Origin of the sequence: Pseudovibrio japonicus (assembly GCF_014651595.1) — a bacterium.
Classification (GTDB): domain Bacteria; phylum Pseudomonadota; class Alphaproteobacteria; order Rhizobiales; family Stappiaceae; genus Pseudovibrio; species Pseudovibrio japonicus.
Genome location: NZ_BMXE01000008.1, coordinates 245,828 through 262,988 on the forward strand (window position 1 = coordinate 245,828; position 17,161 = coordinate 262,988).

The window sequence follows — 17,161 nt, forward strand, 5'->3', positions numbered from 1 at the left end:
AGCGTAACATTGCGGCTTGATGCAGCACCCGAGCGAGCCATGCTTACGGAATGATCGGAGGGCCCTGCCGGCATAGCTCAGAAACACCCTCCTATTTTTCCTCGTCGGCAGCACTCTTCAGGCCAAGTCGGCTTATCAGTTCCATTGGCATCGGAAAGACAATCGTATTGCTTCTATCGCTCGCGATTGTTTGCAGTGAGGTCAGGTAACGCAGTTGCATAGCTTGCTGGTTCTGGGAGAGAATTCCGGCGGCTTCCAGAAATTTTTCTGCCGCTTGCTCCTCGCCCTGCGCGTCGATGACCTTGGCGCGGCGGAGCCGCTCTGCTTCTGCCTGCTTTGCGATGGCTCGGATCATGCGTTCATCAAGGTCGATGTGCTTCAGCTCCACATTTGACACCTTGATACCCCAGGTCTCCGTCTGTTCATCCAAGATACGCTGAATATCGGCATTCAGCCGATCTCTTGAGGCAAGCATTTCGTCAAGTTCGTGCTGGCCTGCGACCGAGCGCAGGGTTGTCTGGGCCAGCTGGGTCGTCGCCTGAAGGAAATCCTCAACCTGTATGATCGCCCGCTCAGCATCCACGGCGCGAAAATACACGACAGCGTTGACTCTCACGGAGACATTGTCCCGCGAAATGACGTCCTGCTCAGGCACATCCAGAACGCGCGTGCGCAAATCCACCCGGACCATCTGCATGATGCCTGGAAGCACGATGATCAGGCCCGGGCCTTTTACCTTCCAGAAACGCCCCAGCAGGAAGATCACACCGCGCTCATACTCCCGCAAGATCTTTAATGCCGAGAAAACAATCAGGACCGGGATCAGGATAATCAAAGTCCAGGAATAGTTGAGCAGTTCGTTCATGACTGGTCCTCACGTTTAAGGGGAGAGACGGTGAGGGTCAGACCCTCAATAGCTGATACTTCAACGGTGTTGCCCGGTCTGAGCGGCGCTGTACTGACTGCCTGCCATACTTCGCCGTGAACCCTGACGTGCCCCTTACCTCCACTCCAGTCCAAAACCACGGCTGTGCTGCTGAGCATTTCTTCCTGCCCTGTCACGACGGCACGGCCCCTCGAGCGCATGAGGAGATAGAGAGTGACGAAGAAAGAGCCGGCGGCCACGACTGCGATGGAGCCAATAAGCACGGGGGACACTTCCATCTCTGGCGTATCGCTGTCGATTAGCATGATTGAACCCAGCACGAAGGCAACGGCACCGCCAAGGCCGAGCGCGCCGAAACTGGGCGCAAACGCTTCAGCGACCATAAGGCCAAGTCCCACAAGAATGAGAGCCAGTCCGGCATAGTTGACCGGCAGCAGCTGGAAGGCGTAGAGCGCGAGAAGCAGGCAGATCACACCTGTTATTCCCGCGATGAAAATGCCCGGACTGTAAAACTCCAGCACAATGCCGTAGATGCCGATCAGAAACAGGATATAGGCAACACTCGGATTGGTGATGACAGAAAGAAACTCAGTGCGCCAATCTGGTTCCACCTGAACAATCGTCAGACCATCCGTATCGAGGGTAATCTGCCCTTCCGGCAGCTCAACAGACCGCCCGTTTATTTGCGCAAGCAGAGCACTGTCATTATCGGCAATCAGGTCTATGACCCCTTCCTGCAGAGCATCGACTGCCGTTAGGCTGGCAGCTTCGCTGACCGCCTGTTCTGCCCACTCTGCATTTCGGTTCCTCAATTGAGCGAGGCTCTTGATATAGGCTTTCGCATCGCTGATAGCTTTGTCGGAGGAGGAGGGGGCTGCATCTGAATCTGCATCTGTCTCCCCATCCTCGTCGTTGTTGTCCGAGCCGCCTGTGCCTGGAAAACCACCACCCACCTGAACCGGCGTTGCTGCACCAAGATTGGTTCCCGGTGCCATAGCTGCGATGTGGGTTGCATATAGAATGTAGGTTCCGGCACTGGCCGCACGCGCACCGCTCGGCGCAACATACCCAACAACAGGAACCGGAGAGGCCAAAATGGCATGAACGATGGTGCGCATTGCGGTGTCGAGACCGCCAGGGGTGTTCAAGGTGAGGATGACAAGCGTAGCCCCATCGGTCTCGGCGGATTGAATGCCACGTACCACATAGTCAGCCGTTGCCGGCCCAATAGCGCCTTCGATACGGATGAGCGAGGCCGTCCGATCCGTTTGGGCAGCACCGGAGCTTGCAGTCAAAAACGCAGAAACGAAGAGGCCAGCGATGAGAATGGCCAGAAAAAAGACCGACCGAACACACGCAAATCCTAAGTTCTTAAGATTTGCAATCTGCCATTGCGTTCCTGTGGCTTCTAACAACATTTCAAGGTGCGTTCTGTTTCTTAAGTTGGCTCCAAATATAACTCTGCGCAACCTGACTGAGGAAACGCAGTAGTAAGCACCATTCATCATGCAGTGCAGATATAAAATTCAGCTAATTATCTGAGGTAATACTGACACAGAACGCAGGTAATGGAAAAACTGGTGAATAAGACAGTCTCTGAGCACTTAAGAAACCAACAAAGACCTGAAGAAACGCGACTGGGCCTTCGTAGGGCCAACCACCCTTAATGCCTTCATGTAAGCCATAGGAATGGCCAAAAACCAACCATGCGCTAACTTCCAACTGGGCCTTTTAATGGGGGCTTCTCATAACATAAATGTAACCTGCATTTGTTCGCGTTTGTGCCTGCATACAGTTGAACCTCAGCTCTGATCGGCTATCTAGATTGGGTGCGTATTTGTGCCTAGGAGCTCCAAATGACCTACCAAAAAGCCAACAAGAAAATACCTCTGTTCATTGCTGCTAGTGTCGCCGCCGTTTTGTATGGTGGTCAGGCGTTTGCCTACACTGAAGATGTGGAGGCTGGTCCAATTTGGAATCAACTCGATGCCGAGGAAAAGTGCCCGCAGGTAGCGGCAGAGGCTGGAGGTACGTGGAACGGCCAATGGACGACAACAATACCCGGAGAGATGTCTGTTTGCGGCGTTGATTTCCCTGATGATCCTGATGATTAAACAGGCCGGCGGCTCTTCTCAGTATCCGCATCCAAGACCCTACCAAGGGCAAAAGGCTCTCCAATAGAGGAGGGCCTTTTCCATATTTGAAGCAGATAGCAAGTCAAAGCCGCGAAATCCCTTAGGCTTCCAGACTTTCTTATCTGGTCGCTTTTCGGGTTTCCGGTGTTCTGCATTGCTAAAGTGTGTGAGTGCCACAGCGCTTCGACCATCTATGCTGGGCCATGACCTGTGGCTTAGCCAGCAAATCCTCCGTTCCGCAGACCAACTCAGAGCATGGGAAACTTTGTGAGCAAGACGGTTTCCGAGCACTTAAGAAACCAACAAAGGCCTGAAGAAACGCAACTGGGCCTTCGTAGGGCCAACCATCATTAATGCCTTCATGTAAGCCATAGGAATGGCCAGAGACAACGTAAAATGCTGCTGCCGCGAAGTGGTAGAGGCAAAACGCAATGCACTGGTGCGGCCTGTGTAGGGGGATAAGTTTGATCGCCTCAAATTCTTCGTTTGCCTACCAAAAAAACAAAGTCGCTTGCAGCCTATAGGTTAGATGACGCGTGCGCCCTTAGTAGACGTTGCCTGATCATGACTTTGTCAAAGTTGCACTTTGTGCATCGTACTGCGGTCATTCGTGGGCATCCAGTTAGGCTCTCTAAACCGCTCGATGCAGAAATTCACGAACTCTTTGATTCTAGATAAGTTTCTTTTCTCAGGTAGGTAAACGATGTGTACTGCCTGGTTATCAGGCTTGTGGTAATCAGCTAGTAACTGAACCAGTTTTCCCGATTCAATCAAAGGTATCGCGAAATGCTCCGCTATTCGCATGATGCCTATGCCATCCAGACATGCGGTTGTTAGCGTCATTCCATTGTTGGATCGAAAGTTTCCGGAAGCTCGGGCAAAGACCTTGGTCTCCCCTTCGAAGAAGGGCCACATATTCAAGTGCTGGGCATTGCCAGTCCACATCAGGCAATTATGCAACTTAAGATCATCAGGAGTTTCTGGAGCACCGCATCTTTGTAGATATTTGGGAGAGGCGACTACCAAGCGATCAAGGTTGCAGAGTTTTCGTTGTATATGCGTAGAGTCTTCCATATCTCCCATTCTGATTGCAACATCGATGTTTTCGTGAAGCAGGTTCTGCTGGCGGTCTGTCAGTAACAGCTCAACTTCAACCTTAGGATTATTTGCAATGAATGCCGGGATTATTGGGTTGATTTGATCCAACCCAAATGAGACCGGTGCGCTAATCTTTATTCGTCCTGAGGTGGCTATATTTCTCGAAGCGATACTATCTTCCGCGCTGTCGACCAATTCCAGAATTCTACGGCAGTCTTCAAGGTACTTTTCACCTTCGGCAGAAAGGTAGTGTCCTCTCGTTGTGCGCTGAAGTAGAGGTGCGCCAAGTCTATCTTCCAGCGCACGTATACCTTTGCTGACCGCTGACTGGCTGGTTCCCAGTCGCTCTGCGGCGGCGGCGAATCCACCAGCATCAATGACTGCGGAGAAAATCAACATTTGCCGAAACTTGTCGTTACTCATCTACGCTCCACGATATTATGCCGATAGTTCAACGGGGCGAATTCATTATCTTTGATGTCTCATTATAGTGTTCAGAATAGAGAACAGTGAGACCCCGCATAATTTGAATTAATGACAACTCTACGGCAGAAATAAGCTCATATATTCCAAAATTGAATATGTCATATCGGAATAATTTGACTTTGCGAGTAAGTTTGCATCGGTATTCTAATTTTACTTTACGGTAACGAGATAGGTTCAACCAAATTTTGAGGTAAATAATGGATACCCCTGTTAAGCGTTCTTTATACGAGCCAACACAGCAAAACCTGATCTTTCCTGAAATGCCAGCATTCTCTTCACACGAAGAAGAGAGACGCTACCGAAAGGAACACCTGGTTGGCGCGTGTCGTATGTTTGCAAAACAGAAATTTGACTACGGCTTTGCAGGACACCTCACTATTCGTGACCCGGAACATCCTGACCTTTACTGGACTAATCCCATGGCGGTTCCCTTTTCCAAGGTGAACATGTCGAACCTTATTTTGGCCGACCACAAAGGTAATGTTGTCCAGGGAGATTATGCGATAAATCAGGCAGGGTTCGTACTCCATGCCGCAGTGCACGAGGAGCACCCTGATATTCTAGCTATGTGCCATGCTCACACGATTTACGGAACAGCTTGGGCGGCAACTGGCAGGGAGTTGGACCCAATCAGCCAGGATGCAGCTGCGTTTTTTGAAGACCATTGTGTCATCGACGAGGAAGCTGGAAAAGTGGCAGTTGAGGTTCAGGCAGGCGGAAAAGTATCCGCTGCGTTTGGCAAATACAGAGCCGCTATTCACCGCAATCACGGCCTTCTGACTGCCAGCCGCCATAGTATTGATGCTGCGGCTTTCTGGTTCTTGGCGCTGGAAAGGTGCTGTCAGCAACAGCTTCTGATAGAAGCATCGGGTATTAAACCCGTTCTGGTGCCACCTGATAAAGCGCGTTATAGCCGCGAGCATGTGGGCAGCGAATATATTGGCTGGCTACATTTCCAACCACACTATCAGGAAGCTTTAGCAGAAAATCCGGACATGTTGGCTTAATGGGATTTTCTCCAAATTGGTAAGTAAACAGGATTTGCGCAAAGTTAGTGCAAATCCTGTTCCAGCCCAAAAAAGCAACAAACATTAGAATCTCAGCTTTTTGCGTAAGAAAACCTAAAGAAGCTCACGTCATACCGCTCGGCGATATCAGCTATCCTATCCGAACATTACCGTATTAATCCAAAGCGTATGGGAGAAACGTTGTGGGTGTTGTTTTACTCGGAGTAATCATCGGAATAGCAACCATGATCATCTTGGTTGCGAAGACGCGCGTTCCTGCTACACCTGCCATGCTCATCGCTATGTTGATCATTGGGCTTTTTGCAGGAATGGAACCGACTGAACTGGTTACTAATATCCAGAATGGGTTTGGTAATACCTTAAGTTCAATCGGCATAGTCATTGCCCTGGGCGTGATTATGGGGAGCTGTTTTGAGCATTCTGGCGCCGCAACGCGTATGGCAAAAACCTTTGTCAAAATTTGCGGAAAGGGGCGCGAAGATATCGCCCTTGGATTGACAGGACTGATCGTAAGTATTCCGGTATTTGCAGATTCTGCATTTATAATTTTGAACTCTTTAGTCCGGGCGATTTCTCATACTTCGGGTAAATCTGTTGTGGGCTTGGGTGCTGCGCTCGGCATCGCCCTCTTGATATCCAGTACATTATTGCCGCCTACTCCGGGTCCACTCGCTGTTGCCGGAATCCTTGGAGTGAACCTTGGTGTATTTATCTTATGGGGGATACTCTTTTCTGCTGCGATGTTTTTCTTGGCACTTGTTTATGTTCGCAAAGTGAGTAAGGATCACTTCCTTATCCCCGATGGCGACCATTGGATAACATCGCAGGCTGATTGGGCGAGCGTTAGGAAATTGGAAGAGGTCCAAGAGCATCATCTTCCAGGGAATTTTCTCTCTTTTGCTCCGATTGTTGTTCCCATTCTCCTCATATTCATCAATACTTTTTTTGGTGCTGGCGATGGCTTTGTCCATGGGGTCATTCAACTAGTGGGAACGCCAGTGGTCGCTGTAGGTATTGGCGTTTTAATAGCGATTTACGGGCTAACTCGACATGTAAAACGTACCGAGATGGTTGATTCTATGGATCACGCATTAGCCAGTGCAGGTTTGGTACTGGTTGTGACTGGGCTAGGCGGAGCAATGGGCGCAGTCCTATCCGAGTCTGGTGCAGGAGCACATATGGCCGACGTGATCCTGAGTAGCGGTGTTCCCCCGTTACTGGTACCATTCGTAATTGCTTCCCTGTTAAAAGTAATGCAGGGGTCCTCGACGGCGGCAATGATTGTAGCGGCCACGATGACAGCTCCACTCGTTGAACCACTAGGAATCGATCCGGTGTTTGCTGGAATGGCATGTGGCGTGGGGGCATTGAGCTTGAGTCACCTGAACGACTCTTTTTACCACGTCGTGACGCGTAACATTGGTTTGCAGTACTTACCTGACCAAATGAAAGTTTGGAGCTTAACGACGACGACTGCCTGGGGGGCAGGCGGAAGTCTCGTTATGCTGGTAAATCTCATTTTTGGGCAATCTGGAACTATAATTGATCCTATTGCGCCTCTGATTGTTCTTTTCGCTATCTTCGCGGTGCGGAAATACATTTCAGGTCGTCAGCATCGCGTCAAGCCAGCAGAGTAAGTGGTCGAAGTAGTAATCTGAGGTGGGTGAAGTCGCTTTGACTGTCCATGCGGAGCGTAATCTAGAGCCTCAGACAGAAGGTCCTCCGTTTCCCAAACCAACGCAGATATCCCGTAAATAGCGCAAACCAGCTCAATAAAAAACGCACTCCACTACAGAGTGCGTTTTGTGTTTTTTATCAGCACTTTAAGTCTTACTTGGCGACTTTTGCGGCCAGAGGCTCAAAAAGGGGATTTGCGGTGTGGAACACGTACTCCAGCGGCGTTATCGTGATCATTTGTGCCCCTTCCGCGCGCAACTTATCCGCACATTCGGGAACCTTTGAGGAAGGGCAGTGCAGCACCAAAGAGGAACCTTCCGCGCCAAACTGGATGCCACCTGCCACATAATCAGCAGCGGCCGATCAGATAGGGCCATCGATGCGGATAAGTGCGTCTGTCCGATCCGTTTGGGCGGCACTGTAGCTCGTGGTTAGAAGCGCTAGCATACAGAAGCCACCGATGAGAATTGCCTGAAAAAAGACGCTCGAATATACGCAAATCCAAAATCCTTAAGATCTACAATCCGCCATTGCGTCTTGTGGCCGATAACAACATTTCAAGGTGCAGGCTAATCATTCGAAGCGTCCATTGCTGCTTTTATGACTGCATCTCTGGAGATTGGCAGGTTGGGAACTACGATACCGATGGCAGATCGCACTGCATTGCCAATCGCGGCGGCGGTCGGGCCCTGAGCGAGTTCTCCAGCTCCCACGGGCGGCTCGGTAGCGTGATCAAGTATCCGGACGTTCACTCTTGGTACTTCGGAGAAACGCAAAATGTCGTAGTCATTCCAGGTCGCTGGTTGGACGTGAGTTCCGTCAACCGTCACAGCTTCTTTCAAGGTCCAGCTCGTGGCCTGAACCATACCGCCTTCCACTTGATTAAGAACGCCATCCTTATCAATTGTTTCACCGACATCGACAACAGCAAATAAATCTGTAACGCGCACGATGTCCTTAACCTGAACGTGTGCAACAACAGCACAGTAGCCTTCGGTGTTTTTGTAACGCGCGAAGCCGATGCCCCAGCCTGTTCCTTCTGCAGCATCTTCTTCGCGGATCGCTCTGGAATCGGCAGCAACAGCTTCGATTACTGCGCGCGCCCGTGGGTCGTCCAGATGCCTGAGGCGGAACGCTATTGGGTCTTCGCCGCGTGCCAGCGCGATTTGGTCCATCAGGGTTTCAATTCCATATACATTGCAATAGGCACCAAGGCTACGCAGTGCCGATGTGCGATAGGGCAGTGAGTGCACAAGGCGCTTGCTAACCTTCATGTTCGGTACTGCGTAAATGGGGATGGCATTGCGGTCTGCTCCACCGCCGATCTCAAGAGGAACATCCTGCGATTGTGGCGATATCATCTTGTTGGAGAGATATGTGGCTGCCAGCAAATTAGGCAAACCACTGGACCCCGGGCGGTTAGCGTGGGGTGGTGAGGTTACCTCAACCGACATAGCAGCGATTGACCCGTCTGCTCGTAGAATTGCTGAGGCATGAGAAACCATAGCAGCTCCCATAGGCTCATGGCGGAACTCGTCCTCTCTATCCCACACGACTTTCACGGGCCGTCCCGGAACGGCCTTAGCCAGCAGGGCCGCATCAAGGGCAACATCATCAGCGCCATTATGGCCATAACAACCCGCGCCGGGGTGGTGAATGACCGTGATCTGCTCTTGGTCCATTGCAAAGACATTTGCCAGCGCATCACGCAGGTCAAAAATGCTTTGGCTATGGCTGTAAACTTCCAGATTGTCTTCTTGCCATGTTGCCAGCGATGCCGACGGGCCAATTGAGGCATGCGACAGGTACGGGCGTGAAACCTTGGTCTCATAGCGTTGGCCTTGAACAGCCTCCACATCTCCCTTTGCAAACCCTTGTTTGAAAGGCTCGTTAGCACCGGCAAGCGCCTGCATGTAATCATCAGGAGCTGTTGCAGTTTCTCGCCATCTGGCATTGTTTCGTGCCCAGCGAACGGCCCTTGCCGTCTCATAGGAACTTTCGGTAACAACGCCCAAAAAACTACCATCCCGAATAACCGCGACAACGCCGGGACGAGCCCGTAAGGCGTCCAGATCAATTTCCACCAACTCGCTAGTCATTGTTGGTGGATGTATTGGGCCGCCGAAGAGCAAACCTTCTGGCTCAAGGTCGTGAAGGAACGGCGTGCCGATCAAACGCTCCCGCAGCCCGATCCGTCGTGGTGCCATGGCCTTCACAAGGCCCTTCCCCAAAATCTTTACGTCTTCCGTAAGGGCGGGGGAGTAGTCAACTTTGTGCGCAAGGGCTCCGACTGTTAGCTCTGTTTTCTCACCGTGGTGAAAAACAATCCCGTCCTTAAGTGTCAATGCCTCTCGTTCAGCAGGCAGCAGGTCTTCTGCGATCATTAATAGCTGCTCGCGCAATGCTGCGGCTGCCAAACGCACGGCATAGCCGCCTTGGGCGATGGACATACTGCCGACAGTAGGGCCTTCATTCGGCGATAAATCTGTTCGTGCGCTTTGAAGTCTTATTACATCTGGCTGGCACCCTAGTTCTGCGGCTGCCATAGCCCGGATCGCTGTCAAAGCGCCCTGACCCAGCTCTACACGCCCGGAATAAAGTACAATTGCCCCGTCTTGGTCTATAGATACCCAATCACCAAGGTGAGGAGCTGACTGGAAGGCTGGTCGTGGGCTCATTTTGCGCCTCCCGTCTCGGCGGCAGCCTCGGTAATAGCCCGGATAATTCTTGGGTGCGCGCCGCAGCGGCATAGATTGCCGTCAAGCGCACTTACAATTCTTTCACGGGTGGGAGAGGGGTCGTCGTCCAGTAACGCTTTTGCGGCCATTAAAATGCCCGGTAGGCAGTAGCAGCACTGCGCCGCTTGAAGCTTTAGCACGGCCGTTAAGAGCGGATGATCTCCCCCGGTTGCGAGGGTTTCAACCGTTTCTATGGTCTGGCCTGCAAACGCGGATGCTGGCAGGTCACAGGAGGTGACGGCCTTGCCATCAGCGATAACAGTACAGGCACCACAGCCGCCGGTGCCACACCCAAATCTCGTGCCTTTCAGTCCAAAATCTTCCCGTAGCACGTATAAAAGCGGAGTGTCACAGTCGGTTGGGATTGACCTTTCGATGCCATTGACCTTCAACTTCAAATCTTTTGGCGTAACCGGCGAAACCATTTGACCTCCAGGCGCACGTCTTGAAAGCACTGTTGCAACCGATTGGGCCGATTTCAAGTCATCAGTTTCGGGGGCATGTTCGGGGAGATACCAGTTGTTTGCTAACGCTATTGAGACACTCGCAGAGCACGCGTATTTGGCAGCAACTCAGGCAAAAAGGGGCAAGGCTATTTGTGTCTTACCTCAAAAGATGCAACGGAGCCTTGTTTTCGCTTTGTTGGGCTAAAGGGTTTGAAGATGTTAGTGTGCAGAAATTATTATACATACATGTGACGGTATAATAAAGTTTGTAAGGTTGATGGTATTTGGAACAATAAAGTTTGTAATATCACATCGCCGGAACTTTGGTTTCCTCGCTAAGATAATCCCCGTCGACAGAAAAATAGCGTCCTTGACAACTAGGCTTTGATCATGGCGACAGGAGAATATCCTGGCAACCAAGCACCGTCAGTTGTGGGTAGGATTTTGCGATCAATTCGATGATCAAAGCTGTAAATGCTGAGTAGACCTGTTTGTTTGAGCCAATCAGATATCGCCCCTAAAAAGGGCAATTGAAGTGACGCACGTCCTTCGCAAAGGCCAGGGCAATCACTAAAGCAGGATGTGGATGTGAAGGATGCAGCGCGCATTGTCTAGAAGGCCACCGGGCTCACTTACAGTGTAATTGGCAACGCTGTTCCGTTTACCGAAGAGTACATGGAGGTGACTTAGGCTTATGCAATATGAGTTCAAGACAAATCAACTTGGGTTTGGAACTTGTGGATCAATAGCCCTACGCAATCCATTCAACTTATGCGTCGTTGCACATTCTTTCGCTACTGCTAATTTTCCGCATCAAATATCGTTAACAGCGTATGCCTTACACCATAAGATACGGAATCACTAAAGGTAAGAAAACCGATCCATAATAGCTCGAGGGGCCTGAGCGAGCAAGGTAAGACAGATTTGTCCGGTGAGCACATCTAGATAACCCGGAAATCGAAGTAACTGGCATCAGTTAGGAAGAAAAAAATGAGAAAAATTGCCATCGTGCTGCTAGGGCTACTGTGTATCCCGGCACCAGCTTTAGCTCACATTGAGGTGTCGAGCATCAAAAATGTCAATGATATTAATAAAGTAAAAGCTTGCAAAAATGGGATTAATAGTGCTGAAGCCACAACCGGCGTGGTTAAATTATGGACCATGCAAAAATTTGGAGGCCGAATTAATGTAATCCTGATGGAACGTGAGGAAGTAACAAGTAATTTGCGCGGCCGTCTAGGCTTCTTCGTCAAGTACATCTTGAAGGGGGACGGAAAGTACGATGTTGGTCGTGTGTTTGTTTCGACCTGCGGCATAATTATTGAAATAAATAACTAAATTGGAATACAAAACAATGAGTGTTTGGGAACGCTTAACTTTTGGCCAGCGTGTTGAGGCCAATGACGCATTGCTCTTTCTAAGAGCTACTTCAATTTTTACTGGCTTTAACAATATTGATGCAACACTCCCACAAGCAAAAGACCAAATTGCTAGATACATGTTGGGTGAATTTGGTGTTGAGCAGTTCAACTTGCAGGACTTTGAACACCGCATTACCCCTAATGCCATTATGGGGTTCACCGCAGAATTTGATGATACCGTTTTTGGAAGCGGCGATAATCTATTTTTTGATTTTGACGAATATATAGAAGTTAATGCGTACAGCCTTTCAGAAGGAGAGAGTTTCGAGGTGAACTTTCAAGGGGCTTCTCTTGAACCTTTTGGAGATGCAGCGCTAGGAACTTCATCATTCGCGGTGACAGGACAGGCAACAGTTGGATCTAACAATGAGATCTTTTTAAATGTTACGGTCAGGCACGCAGTCGGCTATGAATTCAACAATGAAATTAGCCTGGATTTGAACCCTTGGTGGGAGGGCGAAACGGCTCTTCAGAAAGCTGATGTAGATATTTCATCTCCTATAAATAAGATCGATGGGGAAGTATCGCTTTCATTTAAGATGCAGACGAGTTCAGATCTAGAAACTTTACCTCAGGAGGTTGTAGAGAAACTATTAGAAGCATCGGCAAACGCTAACATTAATACTAATTTGCTGGATGGGATGCGTATTGAGTTTGAGCAAATAATTGCAGATGAGGGAAAGTATCCTGACTTATCAGGAATCGAAGTTACCCCTCGACCGAAACCTGTTTCAGATATTGATCATAAGAAGATCGAAGACTCATTAAAAGAGAGCATAGATAACGGTGAAATCTCTGTTGACGAGGCAATCAGCTTGATCAACCGTTTTTCTGAAGGGGAGATGAAGCAAGCATTTCTCTCAGGTCTCAAAAATAGCGATGCGAGTTGTTTCCTTGCAGGCACTCCAATTTTGCTGCCAGACGGTAGCGAGAAGCCAATTGAGGAGATTATTGTTGGGGACGAGGTGCAATCGTATAATGCTGCTGGGGAGTTGGTTGCCAGTCGTGTGTCCAAGGTCTTCCGCAACCAGTCGAAACATATCCTGGATGTCTTTGGCCTGATGGTGACACCTGGACACGTCACCTTCTGTGGTGATGGCGAGTTTGCCGGTCAGCATGTACCGATCATTGATATCTTGCGCACCGATGGTGCAGTGGTTCAAACTGACGGCTCGATGATCCGTGCTGCCACTGGCTGTGCTGTTAGCAGTGAGGGCGATGTTCTGCTGTGGACGGTTACCGGTGAGCGCCAGGCAGATGGCACTGTTGCAATCAGGGAAAAAGCTCAGATCCGCGCCGGATCCCGTTTCATCTTGGACGATGGCTGCGACATCTGCATGCTGGATGTGATCAAAGCAGCTGGCGGGGAGCTGACCGCCGATGGTTATATCAAGCTGAGCGGATCAGACGCCCTGTTGCCATTCCATTGGATGTTCACTGAAAGCCTGCCAGCTCCAGAAGATTATGTGCTTCAGCGCTCGCAAGTCAGCTTGAAGGAAATCTATGAGGCTGGTGAGTGGGAGGGACGGTCCTCCAACTTCAGTGCTGAGGGTTTGGGCGCAACGCGTAAGATTGTGACCCGAAGCACGGCACAGGTTGCTTCTGGCGAACCTAATATTCCGCTCAGCTTGCAACCCAAATCACACTAAGATCCATTTTCTGTTTTCCCGGGGTACTCGGTTTGAGAGCCCCTGACGCACTGCATATATCTCATGACAAAGCCCCTTGAACTTACTGGTGCGCCTGCTCCAGCCTTTGACTGCCGCCCTGTTTTAAACTCTATAGTTGCCTCTTTGCCTGACATGATCGTTAAGCGGTCAAATGGCACTTCCGTGTCGCACCTGGCTGACGATGAGCAATCGTATGTCACCTATAACTTTGAGGTTGAGGGCACGCATACCTATATTGCTGGTGGCATTCGCGTTCACAATACATCATTGCTTGACTATCTGCCTGATGGGGCGGGCAATGTGAGATATTTCCCCTCAGATGAAAACGGTCATCAAAAGATGACCTATAGCATGCCTGATGGCGGGTATGTGGTGGAGACCGGGACCGGATTTGATCCTGGCAGCGACACCATTCGCAAAGAACGAACGGTCACCTACGATAACTCTGACCTTACCCTGAAGGCCGTCACGACCTATGATAAGGAGACGAATGAGGTTAAAGATGTCCGGCTGATCGACTTTAAAGATGGAGGCATACAGTATGGATCGGAAGTTGGAACGACACTCGGGTCACAGTTTGGTGCTCTGATTGCTGGAGATAACGCGTTCGCCAAGATAGGTTACTCAACCATCCTGGGCACGATTGGGCAGAATTTTGGCCAATTTTTGCAAAGTTCGATCAAATATGTAACCGCCGATGCTACCGATACAACCATCGGTGTGCTGGAAAGCATCCTAACAGATTACACTCTCAACAATTTTGGCCAAGAGCTTGTCTTGAACCTAGAGGGTCAGGTCACCGGCTACTTCTCATCGCTGTTGATGGGGGAGCTTGTTGAATCAATCGGTCTGGAAGGGTTCGCTGCAGGAGCTTTCACCACAGCCGGGAATACTATCTCTCAACAGCTATATTCCAATCTAACCGATGTTGAGGCCTGGACAGGCGGGCTAGACATTGACGAATTATTTGCCGGGTTTGAGACAGCCACATTTGTCAAAGCTGCAGGTAGTTATATTGGGCGTAGTCTAGCTGAAGAAGTCGTCGAAATCGACTCTATTGGCGAAAGTGTTTTCTCGTCAGTTGGTTCGGCAGCAGCTTCGGCCTGGGCTACCACGCAAACGGTCATCAACTCTGTTGCAAGCTTAGTCGCAGGTGGTACTGCAACGGCTGTCACCACATTCTTGACGACCTTGATCCTGCCAGGTATTGGGGCCTTTGTCGGCACAGTGGCCGGCTCATTTATATTTGAAACCGTTGACCGATGGTTTGGTGGTGCTCTTTCAGACCAGTTTGATAAGTGGTTTGGGGATCACCCTGCGTATTATCGTGACCAACACTTTGATGATGCAAACGATGAGATCGTTTCCATCACCGGGTTTTCTAAAGAATCAACCAGTGAGATCAGAGACGTCGTTCTTGGCATGGAAGAAGCCTACAAAGCAACCATGCATGCTGTTATTGACGATATTGGTGGAGATGCCAACTGGGCAATGGCAAATTCGCACCACGTCTTTGGCTATCATCACAGCGATAACCCTGAAGGCTGGGATGATTTTAAGCTGAACCTCAACCGTTACACCGATGACCAACGTGTATTGATTCATGGGAAAGACACTGCGGGCATGGTGCGGGCAGCAATATTCCAGAACCTGCAGAATCTGGTCTTCACCGATGGAGACCTGATCAAAGTCACGACTCATGAGAACTGGAAGAACGGTGTAACCCAGCTCGGCAATGGTATTGGTGATAAGATTGTATATTCCTCAATCGATCCTCGCACGACTGAGGGTGTTGCTGAATATCTACGCCAGGCACAGATTGCGAACGACTACCGCAAATACCTGGACAACAAAGACGCCATTGACGCATTGATCTCTAACGAGCCAAACAGTGCGTTTGCGACTGGTTGGGTGGCGACCTTGCTGGCTGCCGCAGAGCTTGATCTCGACAAAAGCCATAACATTACAGGCAATGAAAATGACAATATCTTCATTGCAGGCGAAAACCACGACACCATTGATGGTGCTGGGGGAAATGACCGGATTGAAGGCTACCAAGGGGATGACACGCTCATTGGTGGTTCTGGAGATGACGTGCTGATCGGAGGTCAGGGTGACGATATCCTGCAAGGTGGCCAGGATAACGATACTTATGTCTTCAACCGCGGTGATGGCAAAGATACGATCATCGATAGCCACGGTTCAGATGAACTTGCCTTTGGACCTGAGATCACACTGGACGACCTGCTGTTCAAAGTTGAAGGGGATGATCTGCGCATCTACCTGGGGAGCAATGGCGAATTTGCCTCTGATCTAACCCTGATCAGTGACGTTGTCACCATCACTGACTGGGTGAAGCTTGAGAACAGAATTGAGAAACTAACATTCTCCGATGGCTATGAACTAACCAATTTGATGGTTGCTGAGGGCGGTCGTATTGTGGGCACCGCTGTCATTCGTGGAAGTGAAGAAGCTGATACGTTAACGAGCACCGATGGCTCTGAAGAGCTATTGGGTGGTGAAGGAAATGATACCTATATCTATACTCGCGGTGGCGGTAAGGATACGATTTATGACGATGGTATCAGTGATAGTGATGTCCTGTTCCTACCTGACCTGCTCGCGGGAGATGTTACACTTCGTGAGATTGATAATAACCTTTCCATCTACGTGCTTGAGGCGGATGCACCGCTGAACGAACTTGAGGATTTGATTACAATCCGCGACTGGCGTTCTGTGACGCAAGGTATCGAGGTCGTACGCTTTGCTGATGGATTTGAAATGCGGCTCGATGCCCTTGATGGAAAAATGCTGATTGCAGATGAGTCAATCTTGGAAGGGACATCCTTAAATGACTGGCTTGAGGGCACCAGTAGGGAGGAGATACTGACAGGTGGGTCTGGTAATGACTTTCTTGTTTCCAGAGCAGGAAATGATGTTCTGGATGGAGGTGAAGGAAGTGATTACATGGATGGAGGGGCAGGAATAGATAAAGTGTCATATGCTTCGTCCAAGGGTTCTGTACGGATTGATCTGTCAACGAATAGTGCGGACCAACTAGAGTTGGGTGCGAGTTTCGATGACCAGCAGGAATGGCAAGGTGACACCCTAAGAAATATCGAGAATGTTGAGGGCTCGAAACATAATGACATTATCTCAGGCGACGCTCTCCAAAACGTTATTGATGGTGGTGCAGGTGACGATGAGCTGTCAGGAGGCGCTGGAAGTGATACTTTCGTGTTGTCCGGTTCATCCTTTGGGAACGACCAGATTACAGATTTTGTAGCTGGAGCAGGGTCTGATGATGTCATTCGCTTTGATACCCATATCTTTGCAGATTTCGACGCAGTGCTTGCCGCAACAAGCAATGACGGGAACAATGCTGTAATTACGCTCAATGACGGTAATTCAGTAACTCTTAGCGGCGTCGACAAAGCAGAACTGCATACAGATGATTTCCAGTTTATCACAGACAACCGTCGTGCAGGTGATGACACTCTCCATGGTGGAGAAGATGGGATCGCATTTGAGCAGATTGAACTCACACTAAATGATTTTGTTGTCGGGGCTGGTTGG

11 protein-coding genes are annotated in these 17,161 nt (G+C 49.9%); 6 read left to right on the forward strand and 5 right to left on the reverse strand.

The features are described from left to right. Window positions 1–91: 91 nt before the first annotated feature. On the reverse strand, window positions 92–865 hold the full coding sequence (locus tag IE076_RS19550; RefSeq protein WP_189438467.1) for a slipin family protein: 774 nt from the start codon (window positions 863–865) through the stop codon (window positions 92–94). Then, window positions 862–2,220 (reverse strand): NfeD family protein, encoded by a 1,359-nt coding sequence (locus tag IE076_RS19555; RefSeq protein WP_209009305.1) that lies wholly within the window; start codon window positions 2,218–2,220, stop codon window positions 862–864. The genes IE076_RS19550 and IE076_RS19555 overlap by 4 nt, the downstream gene beginning before the upstream one ends. A 522-nt stretch (window positions 2,221–2,742) precedes the next feature. Here IE076_RS19555 and IE076_RS19560 point away from each other — a divergent pair. Continuing rightward, window positions 2,743–3,000: a mannan-binding lectin gene (locus tag IE076_RS19560; protein ID WP_189438469.1), complete on the forward strand. Its 258-nt coding sequence runs from the start codon at window positions 2,743–2,745 to the stop codon at window positions 2,998–3,000. Window positions 3,001–3,594: 594 nt separating this feature from the next. Here IE076_RS19560 and IE076_RS19565 read toward each other — a convergent pair. Beyond that, window positions 3,595–4,542, reverse strand: a complete 948-nt coding sequence (locus IE076_RS19565) for a LysR family transcriptional regulator (protein WP_189438470.1) — start codon at window positions 4,540–4,542, stop codon at window positions 3,595–3,597. A gap of 260 nt (window positions 4,543–4,802) precedes the next feature. Here IE076_RS19565 and IE076_RS19570 point away from each other — a divergent pair, with 260 nt between their 5' ends. Together IE076_RS19570 and IE076_RS19575 are read left to right on the forward strand one after the other, a co-directional pair. Next, window positions 4,803–5,612 carry a class II aldolase/adducin family protein gene (locus tag IE076_RS19570; protein ID WP_189438471.1) on the forward strand — a complete coding sequence of 270 codons (810 nt, stop codon included), beginning with the start codon at window positions 4,803–4,805 and terminating at the stop codon, window positions 5,610–5,612. A 203-nt stretch (window positions 5,613–5,815) separates the two neighbouring features. Then, window positions 5,816–7,270, forward strand: a complete 1,455-nt coding sequence (locus tag IE076_RS19575) for a GntP family permease (RefSeq protein ID WP_189438472.1) — start codon at window positions 5,816–5,818, stop codon at window positions 7,268–7,270. A 609-nt stretch (window positions 7,271–7,879) separates the two neighbouring features. Here IE076_RS19575 and IE076_RS19580 read toward each other — a convergent pair. Both IE076_RS19580 and IE076_RS19585 read right to left on the reverse strand, forming a co-directional pair. After that, a complete protein-coding gene (locus IE076_RS19580; protein ID WP_189438473.1) occupies window positions 7,880–9,988 on the reverse strand; it encodes a molybdopterin cofactor-binding domain-containing protein in 2,109 nt (702 codons plus the stop codon). Continuing rightward, window positions 9,985–10,473 carry a (2Fe-2S)-binding protein gene (locus IE076_RS19585; protein WP_189438474.1) on the reverse strand — a complete coding sequence of 163 codons (489 nt, stop codon included), beginning with the start codon at window positions 10,471–10,473 and terminating at the stop codon, window positions 9,985–9,987. The genes IE076_RS19580 and IE076_RS19585 overlap by 4 nt, the downstream gene beginning before the upstream one ends. Window positions 10,474–11,484: 1,011 nt before the next feature. Here IE076_RS19585 and IE076_RS19590 point away from each other — a divergent pair. The 3 genes from IE076_RS19590 to IE076_RS19600 form a co-directional block, all read left to right on the forward strand. Continuing rightward, window positions 11,485–11,832, forward strand: a complete 348-nt coding sequence (locus IE076_RS19590; RefSeq protein WP_189438475.1) for a hypothetical protein — start codon at window positions 11,485–11,487, stop codon at window positions 11,830–11,832. A 16-nt stretch (window positions 11,833–11,848) separates the two neighbouring features. After that, window positions 11,849–13,564 carry a Hint domain-containing protein gene (locus IE076_RS19595; protein WP_189438476.1) on the forward strand — a complete coding sequence of 572 codons (1,716 nt, stop codon included), beginning with the start codon at window positions 11,849–11,851 and terminating at the stop codon, window positions 13,562–13,564. 63 nt (window positions 13,565–13,627) lie between these two features. After that, the coding region (locus IE076_RS19600; RefSeq protein WP_189438477.1) for a hypothetical protein at window positions 13,628–17,161 on the forward strand (3,534 nt) is incomplete at its 3' end.

What these genes read in the sequence shown, in the direction of transcription:
- IE076_RS19570 (WP_189438471.1), top strand. Translation starts at nt 4,803, where the DNA reads ATGGATACCCCTGTTAAGCGTTCTTTATACGAGCCAACACAGCAAAAC.
- IE076_RS19590 (WP_189438475.1), top strand. Translation starts at nt 11,485, where the DNA reads ATGAGAAAAATTGCCATCGTGCTGCTAGGGCTACTGTGTATCCCGGCA.
- IE076_RS19595 (WP_189438476.1), top strand. Translation starts at nt 11,849, where the DNA reads ATGAGTGTTTGGGAACGCTTAACTTTTGGCCAGCGTGTTGAGGCCAAT.
- IE076_RS19550 (WP_189438467.1), bottom strand. Translation starts at nt 865, where the DNA reads ATGAACGAACTGCTCAACTATTCCTGGACTTTGATTATCCTGATCCCG.
- IE076_RS19565 (WP_189438470.1), bottom strand. Translation starts at nt 4,542, where the DNA reads ATGAGTAACGACAAGTTTCGGCAAATGTTGATTTTCTCCGCAGTCATT.
- IE076_RS19580 (WP_189438473.1), bottom strand. Translation starts at nt 9,988, where the DNA reads ATGAGCCCACGACCAGCCTTCCAGTCAGCTCCTCACCTTGGTGATTGG.
- IE076_RS19585 (WP_189438474.1), bottom strand. Translation starts at nt 10,473, where the DNA reads ATGGTTTCGCCGGTTACGCCAAAAGATTTGAAGTTGAAGGTCAATGGC.
- IE076_RS19560 (WP_189438469.1), top strand. Translation starts at nt 2,743, where the DNA reads ATGACCTACCAAAAAGCCAACAAGAAAATACCTCTGTTCATTGCTGCT.